Source organism: Streptomyces hygroscopicus (genome assembly GCF_026168105.1).
GTDB classification, from domain to species: Bacteria; Actinomycetota; Actinomycetes; order Streptomycetales; family Streptomycetaceae; genus Streptomyces; species Streptomyces hygroscopicus_D.
The window spans coordinates 424396-443913 of sequence record NZ_LBMW01000001.1 but is presented as its reverse complement, the minus strand read 5'-3'; the positions used below and the strand labels follow the sequence as shown (position 1 = coordinate 443913).

Here is a 19518-nt window from a genome sequence, read left to right as displayed (position 1 = left end):
CGAGGTAACCGGCTCAACTCAGCCCCGGCATACGGCGACGCGGCCGCGCCGCGTCCGGCCGCCGGGAGCAGCAGACGGCGGTCGACGGAGCGGCGCAGGGCGACGCTGGACTGCGACGTTGCCACGCACCGGGGAGCGGGCGCCATCATTGGGGCGCGATCACCGGCAACGGCTGCTGCGGCCTTCGGTCGTTCAGTGGTGATGGCCCCCGTGCGCCCCGACGGGCTCGTCATGGCCGGGAGCGCCGCCCATCATCCGCAGCATCGCCCGGCCGCCGGTGCGCAGAAAGCGCGCGAGCAGCACCGCGGCCAGCAGCAGGAACGCGATGTTCAGCCAGGTCGTGTAGTTCCAGGTGACGCCCTCGTCGGGGATCCGGGCAGCGGCCTGGTCGGGGATCAGCCCCAGCCCGCCGAAGGCGAGTTCGACCACGTACCCTGCGACCACGATCGCCGCGTAGAAGGTGGCCAGCAGGAACGCGGCCATGCGAGCCCCGTAGTACTTCCGGTAGATGTTGAGGATCGGCAGGATCAGCAGGTCCGCGTAGATGAAGGCGATCACTCCGCCGAAGCTGATGCCGCCCTTCCACAGCACCACCGCGAGCGGCACGTTCCCGATCGAGCAGACGAAGGTGGCGATCGCCACGAGCGGCCCGATCAAGGGTCCGATCACCTTCGCCGCGAGCGGATGGCCGGCCAGGAAGAACGTGCGCCAGAAGTCGTCCGGCACCCAGGCGGCGATCGCGCCCGCGATCAGCAGACCGGCCACCAGGTCGCGCAGGATGGCCGCCCACTCCATGACGAAGATGTGCGACACGGACGTGAAGCCTTCACCGGAGAACAGCCGACGGGCGAAGCCGCCCTCACCCCGCACGGACATGTCCATCGCCGCGTGTCCCTCCATCGACCCGGCCAGTCCGCGTTCGGCCTGCTTGCGGGCCCGTCGCAGCAGCCGCTCGCGGAGGAAGAGACGGAAGAGCACGGCGAGGACGAGGATCATCACCGGTCCGCCGACGAACTCCGCCAGGGTGAACTGCCAGCCCATCAACAGGGCCAGGATCACACCCAGTTCGATGACCAGATTGGTCGAGGCGATCTCGAACGCCATCGCCGCGGTGAAGTGCGCGCCCTTGCGGAACAGGGAGCGGGCCAGGGCGACTGCCGCGTACGAGCAGGAGGACGAGGCCGCGCCCAGCCCCGCGGCGACGGTCAGCGTACGCGGCCGGTCGTCACCCAGCAGCCGCACGACCGTCGACCGGGGCACCACCGCCTGCACCACGGCGGACAGGGTGAACCCGAGGATCAGAGCCCAGGTGATCTCCCAGGTCATCGACCCGGTGATGGACAGCGCATGCTCGATCGCATCCCACATACGGCACCCTCTTCCTGACGGTCCGGTACCCGGCACTATACCCCCAGGGGGTATTGATGCCCGGAGGGCGCGCTCTCTGACGAGAGCGCGCGGGTGGCCGGTTCGCGGGGCACCGCGGGACTCCGGTGAACCTGTCGGCGCGCGTACACGTATCTCTCCCCGGGGATGGCGGGAGACCGTGCGCACGGAAGGAGAGCAGTGTGTCGACACCGCCCGAGCAGGCGCATCCGGCGCGGCGCCCGGTACTGGAACCCACTTATGGCGTGCGCCGCCGCCGCACGGAGGCGCTCGCCGCACTGGTGAGAGAGCTCCGCGAGAACGAGAGCCGGCCCCCGGGGCCCGTCCACGAACCTGTCGTCGTCCATGTGGCGCCCGGGACCGCCGAGGAAGCCACCGAGCAACTGCCTCCCGTGCCCGGCGCCCGTGACCCGCGCGGCCGTGACGCCCGGGGCCGGCGTGAACAGTCCGTCGACGACGGACTCACCGTGCGCCGCGCGGTCATCACGCTCGGGGTGACCGCCGCAGCCCTCGTCGGCTTCGGCGCCGCGCTCGTTCTCCCCGGCCCGGGGAACGACAACGCAATCCACCACGCGGCCTCCCCGCCGCCACCCGCCGGAGCCTCCGCCCAGCGGCGGAACACCGGCCCCGACGGCCCCGGGACCCTGCGCGAGGGAGACAGCGGACCTCAGGTCACCGAGCTCCAGAAGCGTCTGTCGCACATCCCCGACGTCTACGACCACGGCTCCACCGACGGCCGCTACGACGCCACGCTCGCCGCCGCCGTCGCCCGCTTCCAGCTCTGGTACGGCGTCCGCGGTGACGAGACGGGTGTCTACGGCAACGACACGCGCCGCGACCTCGAGTCCCGCACCCCGCTCTAGCGGGTGCGGACGCGGGAACGGTACCCGTACGGCGGCCGCTCACCCTGAGCCGTACGGCCCCGTGCCCGCCAGCGGTACGGGCGTGTCGCGTGCCCCCCTCGCGCGACACGCCCGTCACCGTGCGGCAGGAACGACCCATTGGTGCACGCCGTACGCGGCGCTGTTCGCCATGTCGACGCTCGCTCTCCTCCCGACGCTCATCTGATTGCCCCGCTTCCGCAAGAGGCTGGACGAAGGGTCGGCGACCTCCGCCGTGCGGTACGGCCCCGGCGAACCGTTCGCCCCGGTCTTCGACCGCACCGAGCAGGGGCTGACCGTGCGCACGGAGGCCTTCACCGCGACGATCGGCCCCCCGGCGGGCGATACGAACGGCGAGCCCGCGCTGACACTCCACGGGTGAGCCGCGGGCAGCGTGCGGGGCGGCAGGACGAACTCAACGGCGCGGCCCGACGACACCCCACGCACGCCGGTCCGTCTCGCCGACGACCTCGCCCTCCGCGGTGCAGCGACGCGAACTCGGCGTGATCCCCACGCGGCGCGGGAGCCATGACCGTGCTGCCCACCCCGCGCGGTCAGGTCACGGGAGGGGCACCGGCTCCGGCAGCGCCGTGCCCGGCACGACCAGATCCGCGCGGCCCCGCGTCGTCGCGACGAGGTCCGCGTTGCGCTGGTCCGTGCCCCGCACCCACGCCACCGCCACGTCGTGGTCCTTGCCGAACTCCTTGTGCCGGGCCACCAGGCGCCGAATGCGCTCCCGTTCACCGATCTCGCAGAACCACACCTCGTCCAGCTGCGGCCGCACACGCGCCCAGGCCCCCGTGTCCAGCAGCAGGTAGTTGCCCTCCGTCACCACCAGCCGGGCCGTCGGCGGAACCGCGTTCGCCCCCGCGAGCGGCTGTTCCAGCACACGCTCGAAGCCCGGCGCGTACACGGTCTCCTCGTCCTCCTCGCGCAGGCGCCGCAGCAGTGCCGCATACCCGGCCGCGTCGAACGTGTCAGGCGCGCCCTTGCGGTCGCGGCGGCCCAGGCGGTCCAGTTCGACGTCCGCCAGATGGAAGCCGTCCATGGGGACGTGCGCCACCCACGGCGGCCCGTCCCCGTTCAGCTCGCGCACCACGCGCTCGGCGAGGGTGGTCTTGCCCGCTCCCGGGCTGCCCGTGATGCCGAGCACCGCACGGTGGCCGGGGCGCGCCAGGGCCGCGGCTCGCTTCAGGAGATCGTCGAAGGTCATAGGCGGTATGCGCTTCGCTGCTGCCGGATGGTGGGCGACGGGCCCGTGTGGCGCGGGCCGGGTCTCCGCCATTGGACCAGAGGCCGCGCCGGAGCGCGAGACCTCGGTACGGTCGTGGCCGCCGTGGGTGGTCGCCGCTGCCGGTGTCTTCCGGCTCACAGTCGGCCGGACCCGGTGTGTGCGGGGGAGCGCGGGGAAGCTGCGGAAAGAGCGCGGCCCGCACCGGGCGCGCCCAATGCGAGGACACGGGAAAGGGGCCATGAAGTCCTACAGCGAGTCGCGACCGGGAGAGCACGGTGAGGACGCGGAGCTGGAGCGGCTGCGCGCAGAGGTCCGCCATCTTCAGGCTCGGCTGCGTGCCCATCCGCTGATCTCCGAGGCTCAGGGGATGCTGCGGGAACGGTACGCGCTGCCGGACGCCGAGAGCGCGTTCGCCCTGCTTCAGCGCGCCTCCCAGCAGTACAACGTCAAGCTGCGCTCCCTGGCGGGCGCCCTGATGACCGCCCCACGCCCGGATACGCGCGCAGCCCTGTGGTTTCCCCGGCGGATCCGTCAGGGAGAGCCCCCGCTGACCTTCGACCGGGCGGGCCGGTGCGGGGGCGGCAACCGGGGCGCCGTACTGGGCACCGTGCTCAGCCACACCCTCTCCGTCCTCGACGCGGGCATGGGAAACGTCCAGATCGCCGACCGCGTGCAAGGCGGTCTGCGCATGGAGAAGCACACAGGGCTCGCTGCCGAGTTCGTCGACTTCTTCGAGCACGTCGGGGAGGGCGGCACCTCCTGTGCGCTGGCCGCCCGCAACCTCGCCCAGGTCACCGTCCAGGATGTGGAGACGGACCCCGTGTTCACGGAGGACGCCCGCCAGGTCATCCTGCGGGCCGGCAGCCGCGCCTGCCACAGCGTGCCGCTCGCCACCGAGTCCGGGAGATGCGTGGGCATGGTCTCGGCCCATCTCGACCGTCCGCTCGGCGCGCTGACGGCGGCCCAGACCAAGGCGCTGGACGTCATCGGCGGCGAGGCGGGCGAGTGGCTGGCCTGGTACGACCGCACGGTCGTCCTGGATGCCCTGGAGCATCTGCACGCACTCGGCCGCAGCCACACCGGCAGGCGGGCCAGGCGTGCCTGAGATGACCCGACCCCACCACGGCATCCGCCGCACCGGCCCGGCCTCTCGGGGGTGTACCGGGCCGACCGAATGTGGCACTCGCCACCCTCTGCGCGACGTTCTTCGGGGAAGGTGGCTTCTATGACGAAGCTCGGTCTTCCGGACGGCATCCAGGCCTGCCTCTTCGATCTCGACGGGGTCATCACCAAGACGGCCGTCGTGCACGCGGCCGCGTGGAAGCAGACGTTCGACGACTTCCTGCGGCAGCGGGACGGGGACGCCTTCCGCCCCTTCGACCAGGTCTCCGACTACGACGAGTACGTCGACGGACGTCCCCGCGCCGACGGCGTACGCACCTTCCTCGAATCCCGCGGCATCCGTCTGCCGGAGGGCGACCCGGACGACCCGCCAGGCCGCAGCACCGTCCATGGGCTCGGCAACCGCAAGAACGACCTGCTCCTGGAACTGATCCGCACCCATGGTGTGGAGGCGTACGACGGCACGATCCGGTACGTCGAGGCCGCGCGCGCCAATGGCCTGCGCACGGCCGTCGTCTCCTCCAGCGCCAACTGCCGTGACGTCCTCGAGTCGATCGGCGCGGAGCACCTCTTCGACGTCCGCATCGACGGGATCGTCGCGGCACAGCGGCACTTGCCCGGCAAGCCTCACCCGGACACGTTCCTCGCCGCCGCCCGCGATCTGGGCGTCGAGGCCAAGGCCGCAGCCGTCTTCGAGGACGCTCTGGCGGGCATGGACGCCGGACGCTCGGGCCACTTCGGGTACGTCGTCGGGGTGGACCGGGTGGGGCAGGCGGACGCGCTGCGCGCCCACGGCGCCGACGTCGTCGTACGGGACCTCGCGGAGCTGGGGGAGCGCCGGTGATCACGCACACGTCGTACGCCGTCGAGCCCTGGGTGCTGCGCGAGCGGGGGCTTCACATGGACGTCCTGCCGCAGAGCGAGTCCGTGTTCGCGCTGTCCAACGGGCATGTGGGCTGGCGCGGCAACCTCGACGAAGGGGAGCCGCACGGACTGCCGGGCACCTACCTCAACGGCGTCCACGAGCTGCATCCGCTGCCCTACGCGGAGGCGGGATACGGCTATCCGGAGTCCGGCCAGACCGTCATCAACGTCACCAACGGCAAGATCATCCGTCTGCTCGTGGACGACGAGCCCTTCGACCTGCGCTACGGCCGGCTGCGTTCCCATGAACGCGTCCTCGACCTGCGCACCGGACTGCTCACCCGGACCTGCGAGTGGACCTCACCGGCCGGCACGACGGTCCGGGTGCGCTCCACCCGGCTGGTCTCCTTCACCCAGCGCGCGATCGCCGCGGTCGCCTACGAGGTCGAGGCCGTCGACGGACCGGCCCGTGTCGTCGTCCAGTCGGAGCTGGTTGCCAACGAGCAACTGCCCGGCCACGAGGGCGATCCGCGAGCGGCCGTCGTCCTGGAGTCACCGCTGGAGGCGGAGGAGCACTTCGCGAAGAGCGGCCGACTGCGGCTGGTGCACCGCACCCGCAGGAGCGGCCTTCGGGTCGGCGCCGCGGCGGACCACGTCGTCACCGGTCCGGAACCGACCACGACCGAGAGCGAGGCGTCCGACGACCTCGCCCGCCTCACCGTCACCTCCGCCCTCTCCCCGGGCGAGCGACTGCGCGTCGAGAAGTTCGTCTCGTACGGCTGGTCCGGAACGCGCTCGCTGCCCGCGATCAGCGATCAGGTGGACGCTGCGCTCGCCGCCGCCACGAGTGTGGGCTGGTCCGGGCTCGCCGCCGAACAGCGGGACTTCCTCGATGAGTTCTGGGCGCGTGCGGACGTCGAGGTGGACGGGGACGAGCAGATCCAGCAGGCGGTGCGCTTCGCCCTCTTCCATGTCCTGCAGGCCGGGGCCCGCGCCGAACAGCGCGCCATCCCCGCCAAGGGCCTGACCGGCTCCGGCTACGACGGCCATGCCTTCTGGGACACCGAGATGTTCGTGCTGCCGCTGCTCACCTACACCTCGCCCGGCGCGGTCGCCGAGGCGCTGCGCTGGCGGCAGAACACGCTGCCCGCGGCGAGGGAGCGTGCGGTCCAACTCGGGCTGCGCGGCGCCGCGTTCCCCTGGCGGACCATCGAGGGTTCGGAGGGTTCGGCGTACTGGCCGGCCGGCACCGCCGCGTTCCATGTCAACGCCGACATCGCCGACGCGGTGGTCCGCTACACGGCCGCCACCGGTGACGAGAGCTTCGAACGTGACACCGGGGTCGAACTGCTGGTGGAGACGGCCCGGTTGTGGCGGTCGCTCGGCCACCACGACCACAGCGGCACGTTCCACATCGACGGGGTGACGGGCCCCGACGAGTACAGCGCGGTCGCCGACGACAACACGTACACCAACCTGATGGCCCGCGCGAACCTGCTGGCCGCCGCGGACGCAGTGGGGCGCCATCCGCGCCGTGCCGGAGAGCTGGGCGTCGACGAGGAGGAGAGCGCGGCCTGGCGCGACGCCGCCGAGGCGATACACATTGCGTACAACGACGAGCTGGGCGTGCACGAACAGCACGCCGGTTTCACCCGCTACCAGCGCTGGGACTTCGCCGGGACCCGCCCCGACCAGTACCCGCTCCTGCTGAACTTCCCGTACTTCGACCTGTACCGCAAGCAGGTCGTCAAGCAGGCGGACCTGGTGCTGGCGATGTACACGAGCAGCCCGTTCTTCGACGCGGAGCACAAGGCCCGTAACTTCGCCTACTACGAACCCCTCACCGTGCGCGACTCGTCCCTGTCCGCGTGCTGCCAGGCGGTCATGGCCGCCGAGACGGGCCATCTCGGGCTCGCCTGCGACTATCTGTACGAGGCCGCGCTGATGGACTTGGAGGACCTGGAGCACAACACCCGTGACGGCCTGCACATCGCGTCCCTGGCCGGAACGTGGATGGCGCTCGTCGCCGGCTTCGGCGGGCTGCGCCACCACGGGACGAGGATCGCGTTCGCGCCGCGGCTGCCGGAGCGCTTCGGCCGCCTTGCCTTCACTCTGGGAGTGCGGGGCCGCCGGCTGCGCGTCGAGATGGTGCGGGGGACCGCCACCTACACACTGCTGGACGGAGAACCGCTGACGATCCACCACCACGGCGAACCGGTCACGCTCGATGCGGACAAGCCGTACGCGCTGGGCATCCCGCCCGGCAAACCAGCGGGCCCGGCCCCGCAGCAGCCGCTCCACCGGAGTCCCAACCACCCCTCGGCCGAGGACGGCTGAGGCCCGGGGCCGGCTGTGCGCCGCCGCTCACCCTGCCGAACCGTACGGCGAGCGGCGGCGGTGGCCGCGGCCTCGGCGTTCCCGTCCGTCAGGACGCGCCCTCCGGCCGGAAGCGGCGCGCCCCGGCCCGCTCAGACGCTGTACCCGCCGTCTACGCCCAGCGCCTGGCCGGTGATGAATCCGGCCCGGTCCGAGGCGAGGAACACGACCGCCTCCGCCACCTCGGCGGCGGTACCGAAACGGCGCAGCGGAATGTTGCGCCGGGTGACCGTCAGCGCCGCCTCGTCCAGTTCCCCGGTCTCCATGAGCCGCGCGGCGATACCGTCCGTGAGCATGCCGGGCGCGACACAGTTCACCCGCACCCCGTACCGCCCCTCCTCGGCCGCCAGTGCCCGCGCGACCGCCTCGACCGCACCCTTGGTGCCCGACGACAACCCGTCGCGCACCGGGAAACGGCGGGTGGCGACGGTGGTGACGGCGACGATGCTGCCGCGGCTCTCGCGCAGCCTCGGCAGCGCGGGATGCACCACGTTGAAGAACGCCATGGCGTCCGCCTCGAGCTGCGAGCGGTACCGGCCGGGGGAGACCCTGCTCAGATGCACCATCGGTACATGGGGCCCAGCGGCGTGCACGAGCGTGTGGAGGCCTCCGAACGTCCCGGCGACCTCCCGGACCGTCTCCGCGGTGGCCGACTCGTCGGTCAAGTCCAGCCGCATCGCCCGGGCTTGGCGCCCATACCCCGTGACCGCACCGGACAGTGCTCGCGCCGCCTCCTCGTCGGCACGATAGGTGAAGGCGACGTCGCTGCCCCGCTCGGCCAGCAGACGCACGATCGCCGTCCCGATGCCGCCGGTGCCGCCCGTGACGAGCGCGGCGCCCGTCCTGCTGGAGAAGTCCGACACGACCGCCTCACATTCCGGGGGACTTGGCGCTGATGGCCTTCAGGACCTCACCTACCCCGCAGACGGGCACGGCACGGTGCTTCCGGGGTTGGAACCCGGCCGCACTCGATGCGCAAACCGCCCGTTCCCGTCCCAGGAGGACGCCACGCAACCGGCCGACGTCTGCTGCGTCGACATCCGGCCAGGCCCGTCTGCTACGCAAACGGGCCTTGGGTTGTGAAGCGGCGCAGGTGGTGGGCGAAGGTCTCGGCCTCACCCGGCGGCCATGTGGACAGGCTTGTCGTGATGTGGGCAGCCAGACGTGTACGCAGCTCTGCCACTGCGAGTCGGCCCTGATCGGTGAGTACGAGCAGGTGCGCTCGCCGGTCGGTGGGGTCTGCCTCGCGGCGGATGAGGCCGGCGGCCTCCAGCCGAGAGGCGCGGCGGGTGACGCCGGAGCGATCGATTCCGACGTCGGGGGCCAGGTCGGCCGCGCTGCGGGGCCCGGTCCTGGCCAGTGCGCTGAGGACCGGATACGTCTGTTCGTCCACCCCCTCGCCCATGCCCTCGGTGAGCTGTCTGTGCAGCTGGGTGCGCGTGGTGCGCCTCAGCAGGATGCCCAGAGCGTCTGCGATCTCGTGTCCTACCTCGTTCTCCACACCACAAGAATAGCGTGCGCAACGCACGCGTCTGCTGCTACAGTGATGGAGATGCGTGCGTAGTGCACGCACTGCTCATTCTCGCGTCGAATGGAAGTCCCATGACCCACACCGGTATAGAGGCCGTCCTCTCCGATCTGATCTTCAACCGCGACATCACCGTTCGGGAGGCTGCCGACCGTCACTTCACCCCGGAGTACCGCCAGCGCACGAACGGGGAGTGGGCTGACCGAGCCGGGTTCATCGAGCACATCACCCATCTGCGGACGATCGTCGCCGGCGGCGAGGTCCAGGTCCACGAAGAGCTGTACGACGGCAGCAGGTACGCCGACCGGCACACCGTCGACATCACGAAGAAGGACGGCTCGACCGTGCGCATGGAGGTGTATGTGTTCGCCGACCTCTCGCCCGCCGGCCGATTCAGTCGCATCGAGGAGACCACCCTGATGCTCGAGGGCTCCGACGCCGATCGAAACATCGGCAGCGCCCGCTAGGCGGTGGCCGACCGTTCCCGGCGGTCGAGCCACGCCTGGCACGGCACCTCGTCGCGTTGACGGATCACCCGATGTGGCCGAGGTGGCGGCGTCAGCCGCCGAACAGCTGCGTCCAGTACGTGCCCGCCCGGCCGCCGCCCGCGAAGCCGACCCCCATATGGGTGAAGGAGGGCTTGAGGATGTTGGCCCGGTGGCCCGGGCTGTCCATCCAGCCGCGGACGACTTCGGCGGGGGAACGCTGGCCGCAGGCGATGTTCTCGCCGACCGTCCGGTGGCGGGAGCCCGCGTCGGCCGCACGGTCCCAGGGTTCGCGGCCGTCGGGCGAGGTGTGCGCGTAGAACGCGCGGGTCACCATGTCGGAGCTGTGGGCCTGGGCCGCGGCCGTGAGCAGGGGATCGGGCGCGAGTGGCGGCAGGCCGGACGAGGCCCGCTCGGTGTTGGTCAGCGCGATCACCTCGTCGACCGTCCGCGCCAGTCCGGCGGCCGTGAACGGCCGGGCCCACAGCGCCGTCCAGTACAGGTCGCCCGACCGGCGCCCCAGGACGTATGCCACGCCGGTCTCGGTGAACGCCGGTTCGCACAGCGTGCGGTGCGACCGCGCGTCGGAGAGGCAGTACTCCACGAACTCGGCCGGGGTGCGCGGCCCGGAGACGAGATGCTCGCCGACCGTCAGATACGCGTAGCCGCTTGCGGTGATCCGCTGGTGGACGGAGGTGCCGTCCGCGCTCTCGGCGGCCAGGTCATCACGGTCGGCCATGGCGGCGGCATGGGCGTGCGCCGCCGCCGCGAGCCGCGGGGCGGCCGACACCGGAGGGGAACCGGCCCTGGAGCGGGCCGTGTTGACCAGGGCGACGAATCCGTCGGAAGCCGGCCCGGCCTCCGGCTCCGGGGTGCGGGCGGGCGCCGGCGGGGCGTCCTGCGTGACCTCGACTCCGAAGTCCCGGGCCACGCCCGCGAGTCCGTCCGCATACCCCTGACCCAGCGCGCGCAGCTTCCAGCCCGTGTCCCGTCGGTACAACTCGGCGAGCAACAGGGCGGTCTCCCGCTGCGGACGCGGCGGGCTGAAGCGTGCGAGGGCGCGGCCGTCCGCGCCGGTGACGTGAAGTGTGGCGGCGGGCAGGGCGCCCAGGGGCACGGACGCTTCGGCGGGAGCGACCACCACGGTGACACGGTCCGCTCCGGCCCGCAATCCCGGTGGACTCACGGTCAGTTCCGCCCCCTGCAGCCGGACGCCGGGCGCGGAGGGCTGGTTGTAGAACACGAAGTCGGCGTCGCCCCGCACCTTGCCGCCGGCATCGGTGATGAGCGCGCAGACGTCGAACGGCCCCGGCACTTTGAGGGTCAGAATGCCGCCCGGCAGAGGCAGATTGCCTCCGGTAACCAGTTCCTTCATCACGCCGCCCGCCCGTCCCTGCCACTGTCACGACGCAGGCGGCCATGTGACCCGCCGCCCGTCAGTCGGACAACGCGCCACCGTCGGGCCCGGGTTCCCGAGCCGGCACCGCGGCGTGCATCGATCTGAGGGCCAGCAACAGCACGCCGATGTCGTCCAGATAGACGGGATCCGGCAGCAGATCCGTCGGCAGCACCAAATAGAGCACCGCGCCCCAGAAGACCCAACGCGGTCCGGACGGCAGTCCGGCACGGCGCAGGTCGCGACGGGTGCGGATCAGCCGCAGCAGCAGGGCCAGCGCCACACCGAGCACGGCCGCGGCGAGGACCGCGACGACGGCGAGCACGGTCCAGGTCGTGGAGTCCATGCGCAGCTCCGGGCATCCGTAGGAGTCGTCCTCTCCTACGCTTGCCCGGCTTCGCGGCGGACAGTGCCCGTGCCGGGGTGAACTCCCCGAACGGTCGCCGGGGGGAGCCCTCGTGGGGCCGCCGTCAGTGTCCGGCGCGCGTGGCGCTGCTCTCCACCAGCGCCTGGCTGACCGCACGTACGCTGCGCGCGATGTGCTGGAGCTGCATAACCTCGGCGGCGTACAGCTTGATCGTGTGCTCGATGACCGACTCGGGCAGACCGAGCGCGGGCAGCTCTGCGCGGGCCGTCTGCAGCGCCGTCCGGGCGACCCGCACCTCGTTCTGCACCTGGATCTGGGCGTGCCGGGCGAGCAGGACCGGGTGACGGATCAGAGCCGGGTAGCTGGCGTAGCGCGCGGGCACGAGGTCGCGCAGCCACTTGGCCGCCGATCGCTCCCAGTCGTAGCTCCCGGGTGTCTTGACCTGGCACGGCCAGTCCGTGCTGATCGGCGAGTACGTCATCAATGCCATGATCTTCGCTTCCGGGTCACGTCGGCTCAGGGTGGTGCGCATCTGGGGCGGCCCCGGTCTAGGGGAGGGCCGGAGCCGCCGCCATGGACGCCCGCGCAGGCGGGCCCGGCCGGACACCCGAAGCCCGTGGGTAGGAGCGGACGGCCCCGATTGTCCGTACGGTGTGGCCCGAGGGTCCCGGGCCGCGATCCGGGAGAAGTATTTATATATACCGGCGCGTACGCAAGGACATGAAAAAATTCAGTCGCAATCCGAGGTAAATGATCCGGTTTGTACGTCAGTCCTTGAGGAAGAACTGGTGCTGGTCGGCGATCTGCTCGTACTCCTCGAGACGTGCCTGCGTCCGCTCCGGATCGGCGTCGGTCATGGCCTGCAGCAGGGCCGCGGCCATCACGCCGGGAGCGGCGTACGAGTCGAAGACCAGGCGCGAGCCGGTGCCCGTGGCGAAGACTACGTCGGCCTCGTCGGCGAGCGGCCCCAGCCCCAGATCCGTGATCAGGGCGACCTTGAGCCCCGCATTGCGCGCCACCCGCACGGCGGTCAGGGTCTCCTGGGCGTGCCGGGGCATTCCGAAGGCGAGAACCCAGGTGCCGCCGGCCTCCCGCGACTGAAGCAGCGCGTCATAGGCGACGGTGCCGCCGCGCGTCACCAGCCGCACGTCGGGGTGGACGCGCCGGGCCCCGTACGCGAAGTATTCGGCGAGCGAACCGGAGATCCGCAGGCCCATCACGGTCAGCGGTGTCGACTCCGACAGCGCCCGCCCGACGCGGATCACCTCGTCCGGGTCGGCGAAGTCACGCCGCAGGTTCTCCAGGTTCTCGATCTCGGCGTCCACCGCAGCCTGCAGTTCGTTGCTGCGCTCCTCCGCGGGGGTGCTCGGGCTGCCGAGTGTGCTCAGGGCGATCGCCTGGAGCTTCTCCCGCAGCGCGGGGTAGCCGCTGAAGCCCACGGCCGCGGCGAAGCGGGTGACGGAGGGCTGGCTGACGCCCGCCCGCTCGGCCAGATCCGTGATCGACAGGAACGCGGCCTCGGTGATGTGTTCGATCAGGTACTGCGCGATCCGCCGATGCCCGGGGGACAGCCGGGGACCGTCGAACAGCTCCCGGAGCTGGGACGTGGGGCTGGCACCTGCCTCGGGGGCCGTCTTGCCCGCAGTGATCGCAGCTGCGTGCGCGCGTGCCTGCTGCGGCGATGACACCGGATCGCCTCCTTCATGTCCCGAGGACCTTCAACATAGCTCACGGACGGCGCTGACCAGGGGCCTTACCGCTCACATCACGGACGGCGCCCGACAGGCGGACCCGGCGCTCCGGTCGTACCGTCGTGCATGGGGGTCTCGGGGGTGGGGTACCCGGGTCGGCCACCGAAGGAGAGGAGCGGCCGTGAACTCGCCCGTAGCGCACGCACCACAGGTCGAGGTGGTGGTCAGCGACTGCTCACCGCAGGACGCCGGGAGTCTGTTCGCCGAACTGTGTCGGCACTTCGCCTCGGACCGGCGCGCCGAGGACACACCGCACGAGACCCAGGGAGCCCGACCCACGATGTGGATCGGGACGTTCGACACTTCGGCCGCTCCCGCCTCGTCCGGGCGCGCGGCCGGGCCGTCGCATCTGTCGGGCCCGGTGAAGGCCGAGTTGCAGGGTGAACCCCGGGCGGTGGAGCGCCTGCGCCGAGCCCTGGACGAGACGTTCGACGTCCGGCAGCTGGGCGTGGTCGCCGGGGACCAGGAGGTCGACATCGAGCTGCGGCTGGAGAGCCGGGATCAGGGCTGAGGCACGCTTCCGGGCCCCGGCCCGCGCGCCGCTTCGGCCCAAGGTTGTTTCACGTTCACGGGTGAGCGTCAGGGCGCCCGGGTTGCCGTTGGGGCGTGCCGCTCGACCATGTGCTCGGCTGAGACCTGCGCACCCCGCACGGCAGCCTGTGTCGCCAACTCGCCCTCGCGGTACGGAGACTGCGGCGCCCCCCGCCGCCCACGTCGGCCGGGGTGGGCGCGTCAGAGGCGGGGCGCCGCCTCCAGACACCGGTTGAGCGAGGCCGTCATCGCGGCGACGAACGCGTCACGGGTGGGACCGGGAACGAGATCGAGGGACAGGTAGGGATTGAGGTCCTCCAGCTCGACCAGCAGAAGCTCCCCGTCCACGGTGCGGCAGGCGTCGACGCGCTGGATGCCGTGGTCGAGGGTGTTCCAGTCGATGAAGCACCGGGCGAAGGCCAGATCGGCCTCCGTGGGCTCATAGGGTTCCAGGACCCAGCGCCGGCCCGGGTCGGGGGCGTAGAGGGCGTACTGGAAGGCGTCGTCGACGAAGTAGAACGACACCTCGTAATGGAAGTCGATGCGCGGCTGGACCAGGACGTCACCCCAGGCGAGGCCTTGCAGCCGGGGCCGGGACACGAAGTCCAGGCCGATGGAGTCCGCCCCGGCCTTCGGCTTGACCGCGTACCGGTCCGTCTCCGGCAGCCGCCCCAGGTCCTCGGGCCGGTCGACGGTGGGGATGACGGGGTGTCCCGCTGCCGTCAGGTCGAGCAGATACTGCTTGCCCGCCATGTCGGCCCGGCCGGTGAGCGGGTTGTACACACGGGTGCCGCGCGCGGCGGCACGGGCGCGGAAGGCGTCGTACTCCGCCCGGTAGTGCAGCACGGGCCCGCTGTTGCGGACCACGACCGCGTCGAAGGCGTCCATCAGCGCCGCGGCGTCCAGCGGGTGGCACAGGGCGACGTCGAACTCCGCGCGCAGCCGGGAGGACAAGGTGATGTCCTCGTCGCAGTAACGCCGCCCGCGCGCCGGGTAGGCGAGGTCGGTGACGTACAGAAGGCGGGGGCGGGCGGGCATGGGGTTCTCCTCGGTCGGCCGCCCTCAACCTAGCGGCGGCCCGGGCGCTACCTGGCGGCGGCCCGGGCGCGTGCTTCGGGCGGTACACGGGCTACGGGCTACGGGCTACGAGCTACGGGCTACGAGCTACGGGCGAGAGCGGCCGGGTGCGGCACGCAGGGCGGGCGTACCCTGTGCGGCCGGTTGCGAATGACAGACTGGCCGCATGGAAGAGCGAGAATTCCGCAGGTCGGGGCAGCACGCATCGGTGATCGGCCTCGGTACGTGGCAGCTGGGAGCCGACTGGGGCGACGTGGACGACAAGGACGCCCACGAGGTGCTGGAGGCGGCGGCCGAGTCCGGAGTGACCTTCTTCGACACCGCCGATGTCTACGGCGACGGGCGCAGCGAGCAGACCATCGCCGCCTTCCTGCTCGGCAGGCCGGATCTGCATGTGCTGGTGGCGACCAAGATGGGCCGCCGCGTCGACCAGATCCCGCAGAACTACGTCCTCGACAACTTCCGTGCCTGGAACGACCGCTCCCGGCGCAACCTCGGCGTCGACCGCATCGACCTGGTGCAGCTGCACTGTCCGCCGACGCCCGTCTACTCCTCCGACGAGGTGTACGACGCGCTGGACACTCTGGTCGAGGAGGGCCGTGCCGCCGCGTACGGCGTGAGCGTCGAGACGTGCGAGGAGGCGCTGACGGCGATCGCCCGCCCGAACGTGGCGAGCGTGCAGATCATCCTCAACCCCTTCCGCATGAAGCCGCTGCGCGAGGTCCTCCCGGCGGCGCGGGAGGCGGGCGTGGGCATCATCGCCCGTGTGCCGCTGGCCTCCGGCCTGCTGTCGGGCAGGTACACCAAGGACACGGTCTTCGCCGCGAACGACCACCGCTCGTTCAACCGGCACGGTGAGGCCTTCGACCAGGGCGAGACCTTCTCCGGCGTGGACTTCGCCACGGGCGTGGAGGCGGCCGCCGAGTTCGCCGCGCTCGCCCCGGAGGGCTGTACCCCGGCCCAGCTGGCGCTCGCCTGGATCGTTCAGCAGCCCGGCGTGACCACGGTGATCCCCGGAGCGCGCTCGGCGGCCCAGGCCCGCGCCAACGCGGCGGTCGCCAAGCTGCCCCCGCTGCCGCAGGACACGCTCGACGCCGTCCAGGACCTGTACGACCGGCGGATCAGGGGTCAGGTCGAGGACCGCTGGTAGGCGCCTGCGCAGGAGACCGGCCGGCTCGACCCCGCCGACCGGTCAGGCCGTCAGGGCGACGCCCGCCGGCCGATATCTGCCGCGCGCGGCGGCACGTACCCGGTATGTGGTCTTGGCCCGGTCGACGACCGGGTCGCCGAGCACGATCCGCCCCGCCGCGTACAACGCGTCGCATTCGTCGGTGGGCAGCGCCACGGGACGGCCGCCGGACTGCCAACAGCCGTACCGGCGCCGCCCGTTGGCATGGACCGTGAGGAAGACCGGGACGCGCTGGTCCATGATCAGGCGCAGCAGTCCGGCAGCGCGGGAACTGAGCCGAGGGCGCGTCATGGCAGGCCAGCCTTTCTAGGGCACGGACGTCCGGTGTCCCGCCCGAGGGCGAGATGATCTCTTACCTGCATTGTTGCCGAGGCCACTGACATCACGCGTCCGGCTTGCCGTGGACGTAATCCGGGGCCAACGGGTTGTGTCGTGGGAATGTGATGACCTTCACCTGGATGTGGCGGAAAGTGATGAATTCCTTACGGGAGGACGACGTAAACGTTTGGGAAGAGTCCATTCAAGACTGTGGAGGTTCCCGTGCGCCCGTTCACCCTCAACTACGCGTTGTCCAGGGGGCTTCCCGCCGTGGTGACGCCATATCACTTCGACGCCTCCCTGCAGTTGAACGTGCTCCCCGACGGCCGGCCCGCCGTGAGCGACCGTGACCTGCTCCTCGCGGTCGGCACGACGACGTCCACCGCTGGTTCCCAGACCCACTTCGACGACTGACGCCCGCACGCGGATGACGGTCCTCATCCTCACGTCGGAACAGGACGTGACCGCTGACATGGCGGTGGCCGTGCTGTATGAGCGCGGCGTCCCCGTGATGCGGCTGGATCCCGCCGACCTCCCCGGCAAGGCGGTGCTGTCCGCCGACTACGCCCATGGCGACTTCGACGGCCATCTCTCGGTCAACGGACACGTCCTGAGCATGGGCGGCCTGCGTTCGGTGTGGGTCCGCCGGCCCGGTGAACCGGCCGCTCACGCCGAGCACGCCTCGGCGTGGCTGACCGCCGAAACCCGCCAGGCCCTGTACGGCATGCTCTACTCGGCCACGACCCGGTGGATGAACCACCCCCGCAACGCCGAACAGGCCCGCTACAAGCCGTGGCAGCTACGGGTCGCGCACCGCAGCGGCTTCGCCGTGCCGCCGACCGTCATCACCACGGCCCCGCGTGTGGCCCAGCAGTTCGCCGAGGTGCACCAAGACGTGGTGGTGAAGTCGGCGTCGGGACCGCCGCCCGATGACCCCACGCTCGCCCTGCCCACCACGCTGATCGGACCCGGCGCCGACTTCTCCGCCGTGGCCGCGGGGCCGGCCCTGCTGCAGCGGTACGTCCCCAAGCGCGCCGACATCCGGCTGACCTGTGTCGGCTCCCGCCTGTTCGGCGCCCGCAAGAGGGCCGCACCCGGGCAGGTCGACGGCCGCTACGGCGACACCGGGTACGTCTGGGAGGCCACGGAGGTGCCCGACCGCATCGCGAACTCGGTCCACGAGTACCTGACCCTGTCCGGACTCGCGTACGCCGCCTTCGACTTCGCCGAGGACGAGGAGGGCCTGTGGTGGTTCCTCGAGTGCAATCAGGGCGGGCAGTTCGGCTTCGTCGAGCTGGAGACGGGGCAACCGATCGCGGAGGCCGTGGCGCTGTGGCTCGCGCAGCGCGCGATGGACCGGCGCGCGCCCGAGAGCCGCAGATGAACCGTGCCGCCGGTCAGTTCGACGGTGGCCGGAACGTCCCCAGGAACACGTCCAGCGCCTGCTTGTTGGCGGTGCTCTGTGCGTCGGCGGCCGGTGTCGTCCAGCGCAGGGAGCAGCCGCGGTCGTCGCCGACCAGGAAGCCACGGCCGAAGGTGCGCACCCGCACGCCGTCCACCGTGGACAGCCACACCATGTCGGCGCCCGGATAGCCCTGGTACGTCACGGCACGGATGTCGCCCACCCGCTGATATCCGGTGTACGTCTGCCTGAGGGACGGCTCCAGCGCCTGCCAGACCGCGACCGGATCCGTACCGAGGTGCACGCTGTAGGTGACCGTCAGCGAGCGCGGGTCCCCGCTCGCCCCGAACGTCACCCGATAGGTGCCTTCCGCGGCCTTCTCGGTCCGCACGCGCGTCCATCCCTGCGGCAGGTCGACGGAGAAGCCCTCCGGAGCCACATAGCGCTGGAAGAGCACGGTCGGTTCCTGGGGGGCCCGCGACGAGGCGGACGGGGATGGAGCCGCTGTCCGACTCGTCGCGGGCGGGGATGGTGGGCCGCCGACGCCGTTGCCGGAGGTGGAGGTGGAGGTGGAAGGCGCGCCGGAGCGGGACGGCTCCGATCCGGTCGCGGACGCGCCGCCCCCGTCCGGGCGCAGCGCGGCGACGAGTACGGCGACCGCCGAGGCCGCGACCGCGAGCCCCGCCCCCACCAGCACCGACCGGCGAACGGCAGGCCTGCTCCACGCCCGCCCCGCCCGGTGGGCGACCAGCCAGCCCTGGAAACACGGCATCAGCGCCTCCTGCGTCGGCTCGTCGAGTTCCTCTTTGACGATCCGGGTCAGGGCGGCGCGCACCACGGACTCGGGCACCCGCTCCAGGGCGTCCCGGCGCAGCAGTCCCGTGATGGCCGGTACGAGTGGGCCGGCGTTCACCGGGGAGCGCAGCGGCAGCCGGTCGACCGCGCTCAGGGTTGCCTCGACCGGGCCCCGGTCGTTGACCGGTGGACGGCCCTCCACCATGGCGTACAGCAGGGCCCCCAGCGTCCACTGGTCCGCAGCCGGTCCCGCGCTCGATCCCCGGGCCTGTTCGGGGGAGGCGTACGACGGCGCGGTGACCCGCTGGGTGACGGACGTGCCGATCAGCCCGAACCCGGTCACCACGACCTCGCCGCTCTTCCGCACGAAGACCTGACCGGGGCTCAGGTCCCCGTGGGTCATGCCCTGGCGGTGAGCGGCCTCGAGGACGTCGAGGATCCCGAGGCCGATACGGGCCGCCCGCACGTAGTTGAGGGGGCCGCGGTCAAGGATCTCGCCCAGGGGCGTGCCCTCGATCCGTTCCGTCACGGTCCACAGGGCCCCGTGGTCGTCCACCACGTCGAGGACGGCCGCGACCTGGCCGGGGCACAGCAGTTCCATGGCCTCCGAGTCGCGCATGATCCGGCCGACCGTGCGGCGCGTGGTGACTTCGGGCTGCAGTGGTGCGAGCCGCGACTCGAGGAGCGAAACCGGCCGCCCGACCCCCACGTCCTCGCCGAGCCAGACGGTGCGACCTTCCTCCCGGTGGACGACCTGGAGCGTCCGGTATCGTCCGGCGACCAACTCCCGTGTGGAGAACTGCCCGTGGTCCATCG

At 71.6% G+C, this 19518-nt stretch carries 21 protein-coding genes; 10 read left to right on the top strand and 11 right to left on the bottom strand.

The window, feature by feature from the left end; genetic code table 11:
• Positions 1-192: 192 nt before the first annotated feature.
• The gene (locus AAW14_RS01980) at positions 193-1368 is read right to left on the bottom strand and encodes a permease (protein WP_265559105.1); all 1176 of its coding nucleotides are present in this window, start codon (positions 1366-1368) and stop codon (positions 193-195) included.
• A gap of 200 nt (positions 1369-1568) precedes the next feature.
• Between AAW14_RS01980 and AAW14_RS01975 the strand changes: the two genes are divergently transcribed.
• Together AAW14_RS01975 and AAW14_RS01970 are read left to right on the top strand one after the other, a co-directional pair.
• Positions 1569-2249, top strand: a complete 681-nt coding sequence (locus AAW14_RS01975; protein WP_265559103.1) for a peptidoglycan-binding domain-containing protein — start codon at positions 1569-1571, stop codon at positions 2247-2249.
• 205 nt (positions 2250-2454) lie between these two features.
• Positions 2455-2649, top strand: coding sequence for a hypothetical protein (locus AAW14_RS01970; RefSeq protein ID WP_265559287.1), 195 nt, complete (start codon positions 2455-2457; stop codon positions 2647-2649).
• Positions 2650-2826: 177 nt separating this feature from the next.
• On the opposite strand, the gene AAW14_RS01965 is transcribed toward AAW14_RS01970, so the two are convergent.
• Positions 2827-3480 (bottom strand): nucleoside/nucleotide kinase family protein, encoded by a 654-nt coding sequence (locus tag AAW14_RS01965; RefSeq protein ID WP_265559101.1) that lies wholly within the window; start codon positions 3478-3480, stop codon positions 2827-2829.
• 259 nt (positions 3481-3739) lie between these two features.
• Between AAW14_RS01965 and AAW14_RS01960 the strand changes: the two genes are divergently transcribed.
• The 3 genes from AAW14_RS01960 (at position 3740) to AAW14_RS01950 (ending at position 7824) form a co-directional block, all read left to right on the top strand.
• On the top strand, positions 3740-4606 hold the full coding sequence (locus AAW14_RS01960; RefSeq protein WP_265559099.1) for an ANTAR domain-containing protein: 867 nt from the start codon (positions 3740-3742) through the stop codon (positions 4604-4606).
• Between the two features lie 120 nt (positions 4607-4726).
• Complete coding sequence (locus tag AAW14_RS01955; protein WP_265559097.1) at positions 4727-5467, top strand: HAD family hydrolase; 741 nt, start codon at positions 4727-4729, stop codon at positions 5465-5467.
• Positions 5464-7824 carry a glycoside hydrolase family 65 protein gene (locus AAW14_RS01950; protein WP_265559095.1) on the top strand — a complete coding sequence of 787 codons (2361 nt, stop codon included), beginning with the start codon at positions 5464-5466 and terminating at the stop codon, positions 7822-7824. Before AAW14_RS01955 ends, AAW14_RS01950 begins: the two co-directional genes overlap by 4 nt.
• A 131-nt stretch (positions 7825-7955) precedes the next feature.
• Here AAW14_RS01950 and AAW14_RS01945 read toward each other — a convergent pair whose 3' ends face one another.
• Both AAW14_RS01945 and AAW14_RS01940 read right to left on the bottom strand, forming a co-directional pair.
• Positions 7956-8726, bottom strand: a complete 771-nt coding sequence (locus tag AAW14_RS01945; RefSeq protein ID WP_265559093.1) for an SDR family NAD(P)-dependent oxidoreductase — start codon at positions 8724-8726, stop codon at positions 7956-7958.
• A 194-nt stretch (positions 8727-8920) separates the two neighbouring features.
• Positions 8921-9364, bottom strand: coding sequence for a MarR family winged helix-turn-helix transcriptional regulator (locus tag AAW14_RS01940; RefSeq protein ID WP_265559091.1), 444 nt, complete (start codon positions 9362-9364; stop codon positions 8921-8923).
• Positions 9365-9465: 101 nt separating this feature from the next.
• On the opposite strand from AAW14_RS01940, the gene AAW14_RS01935 reads away from it, so the two are divergent.
• The gene (locus AAW14_RS01935; RefSeq protein WP_265559089.1) at positions 9466-9858 is read left to right on the top strand and encodes a nuclear transport factor 2 family protein; all 393 of its coding nucleotides are present in this window, start codon (positions 9466-9468) and stop codon (positions 9856-9858) included.
• 91 nt (positions 9859-9949) lie between these two features.
• Here AAW14_RS01935 and AAW14_RS01930 read toward each other — a convergent pair whose 3' ends face one another.
• From AAW14_RS01930 to AAW14_RS01915, 4 genes are all read right to left on the bottom strand, one after another.
• Entirely contained in the window at positions 9950-11251 is a 1302-nt protein-coding gene (locus tag AAW14_RS01930; RefSeq protein WP_265559087.1) for a CAP domain-containing protein, read from the bottom strand.
• Between the two features lie 61 nt (positions 11252-11312).
• Positions 11313-11618: a DUF1232 domain-containing protein gene (locus AAW14_RS01925; RefSeq protein ID WP_265559085.1), complete on the bottom strand. Its 306-nt coding sequence runs from the start codon at positions 11616-11618 to the stop codon at positions 11313-11315.
• Positions 11619-11742: 124 nt separating this feature from the next.
• The gene (locus AAW14_RS01920) at positions 11743-12129 is read right to left on the bottom strand and encodes a hypothetical protein (RefSeq protein WP_265559273.1); all 387 of its coding nucleotides are present in this window, start codon (positions 12127-12129) and stop codon (positions 11743-11745) included.
• Positions 12130-12406: 277 nt separating this feature from the next.
• On the bottom strand, positions 12407-13327 hold the full coding sequence (locus AAW14_RS01915) for a MurR/RpiR family transcriptional regulator (protein WP_265559083.1): 921 nt from the start codon (positions 13325-13327) through the stop codon (positions 12407-12409).
• Between the two features lie 184 nt (positions 13328-13511).
• Here AAW14_RS01915 and AAW14_RS01910 point away from each other — a divergent pair, with 184 nt between their 5' ends.
• Complete coding sequence (locus AAW14_RS01910; protein WP_265559081.1) at positions 13512-13901, top strand: hypothetical protein; 390 nt, start codon at positions 13512-13514, stop codon at positions 13899-13901.
• A 221-nt stretch (positions 13902-14122) separates the two neighbouring features.
• Here the strand turns inward: AAW14_RS01910 and AAW14_RS01905 are convergent, their stop codons facing one another.
• Positions 14123-14959 carry a hypothetical protein gene (locus AAW14_RS01905; RefSeq protein WP_265559080.1) on the bottom strand — a complete coding sequence of 279 codons (837 nt, stop codon included), beginning with the start codon at positions 14957-14959 and terminating at the stop codon, positions 14123-14125.
• Between the two features lie 205 nt (positions 14960-15164).
• Between AAW14_RS01905 and AAW14_RS01900 the strand changes: the two genes are divergently transcribed.
• Complete coding sequence (locus tag AAW14_RS01900; RefSeq protein ID WP_265559078.1) at positions 15165-16148, top strand: aldo/keto reductase; 984 nt, start codon at positions 15165-15167, stop codon at positions 16146-16148.
• A gap of 42 nt (positions 16149-16190) precedes the next feature.
• Here the strand turns inward: AAW14_RS01900 and AAW14_RS01895 are convergent, their stop codons facing one another.
• On the bottom strand, positions 16191-16478 hold the full coding sequence (locus tag AAW14_RS01895) for a hypothetical protein (RefSeq protein WP_265559076.1): 288 nt from the start codon (positions 16476-16478) through the stop codon (positions 16191-16193).
• 249 nt (positions 16479-16727) lie between these two features.
• Between AAW14_RS01895 and tgmA the strand changes: the two genes are divergently transcribed.
• Entirely contained in the window at positions 16728-16919 is a 192-nt protein-coding gene (gene tgmA / locus AAW14_RS01890) for a putative ATP-grasp-modified RiPP (protein WP_265559074.1), read from the top strand.
• A 13-nt stretch (positions 16920-16932) separates the two neighbouring features.
• Positions 16933-17889: an ATP-grasp ribosomal peptide maturase gene (gene tgmB, locus AAW14_RS01885; protein WP_265559072.1), complete on the top strand. Its 957-nt coding sequence runs from the start codon at positions 16933-16935 to the stop codon at positions 17887-17889.
• 13 nt (positions 17890-17902) lie between these two features.
• Here the strand turns inward: tgmB and AAW14_RS01880 are convergent, their stop codons facing one another.
• Positions 17903-19516, bottom strand: coding sequence for a serine/threonine-protein kinase (locus tag AAW14_RS01880; RefSeq protein ID WP_322741000.1), 1614 nt, complete (start codon positions 19514-19516; stop codon positions 17903-17905).
• Positions 19517-19518: the final 2 nt, after the last annotated feature.

Excerpts from the sequence above, each read along its gene's own strand:
- AAW14_RS01925 (WP_265559085.1), bottom strand. The coding sequence starts at position 11,618 with ATGGACTCCACGACCTGGACCGTGCTCGCCGTCGTCGCGGTCCTCGCC.
- AAW14_RS01930 (WP_265559087.1), bottom strand. The coding sequence starts at position 11,251 with ATGAAGGAACTGGTTACCGGAGGCAATCTGCCTCTGCCGGGCGGCATT.
- AAW14_RS01880 (WP_322741000.1), bottom strand. The coding sequence starts at position 19,516 with ATGGACCACGGGCAGTTCTCCACACGGGAGTTGGTCGCCGGACGATAC.
- AAW14_RS01980 (WP_265559105.1), bottom strand. The coding sequence starts at position 1,368 with ATGTGGGATGCGATCGAGCATGCGCTGTCCATCACCGGGTCGATGACC.
- tgmB (WP_265559072.1), top strand. The coding sequence starts at position 16,933 with ATGACGGTCCTCATCCTCACGTCGGAACAGGACGTGACCGCTGACATG.
- AAW14_RS01905 (WP_265559080.1), bottom strand. The coding sequence starts at position 14,959 with ATGCCCGCCCGCCCCCGCCTTCTGTACGTCACCGACCTCGCCTACCCG.
- AAW14_RS01965 (WP_265559101.1), bottom strand. The coding sequence starts at position 3,480 with ATGACCTTCGACGATCTCCTGAAGCGAGCCGCGGCCCTGGCGCGCCCC.
- AAW14_RS01935 (WP_265559089.1), top strand. The coding sequence starts at position 9,466 with ATGACCCACACCGGTATAGAGGCCGTCCTCTCCGATCTGATCTTCAAC.
- AAW14_RS01920 (WP_265559273.1), bottom strand. The coding sequence starts at position 12,129 with ATGGCATTGATGACGTACTCGCCGATCAGCACGGACTGGCCGTGCCAG.
- AAW14_RS01900 (WP_265559078.1), top strand. The coding sequence starts at position 15,165 with ATGGAAGAGCGAGAATTCCGCAGGTCGGGGCAGCACGCATCGGTGATC.
- AAW14_RS01895 (WP_265559076.1), bottom strand. The coding sequence starts at position 16,478 with ATGACGCGCCCTCGGCTCAGTTCCCGCGCTGCCGGACTGCTGCGCCTG.
- AAW14_RS01955 (WP_265559097.1), top strand. The coding sequence starts at position 4,727 with ATGACGAAGCTCGGTCTTCCGGACGGCATCCAGGCCTGCCTCTTCGAT.
- AAW14_RS01960 (WP_265559099.1), top strand. The coding sequence starts at position 3,740 with ATGAAGTCCTACAGCGAGTCGCGACCGGGAGAGCACGGTGAGGACGCG.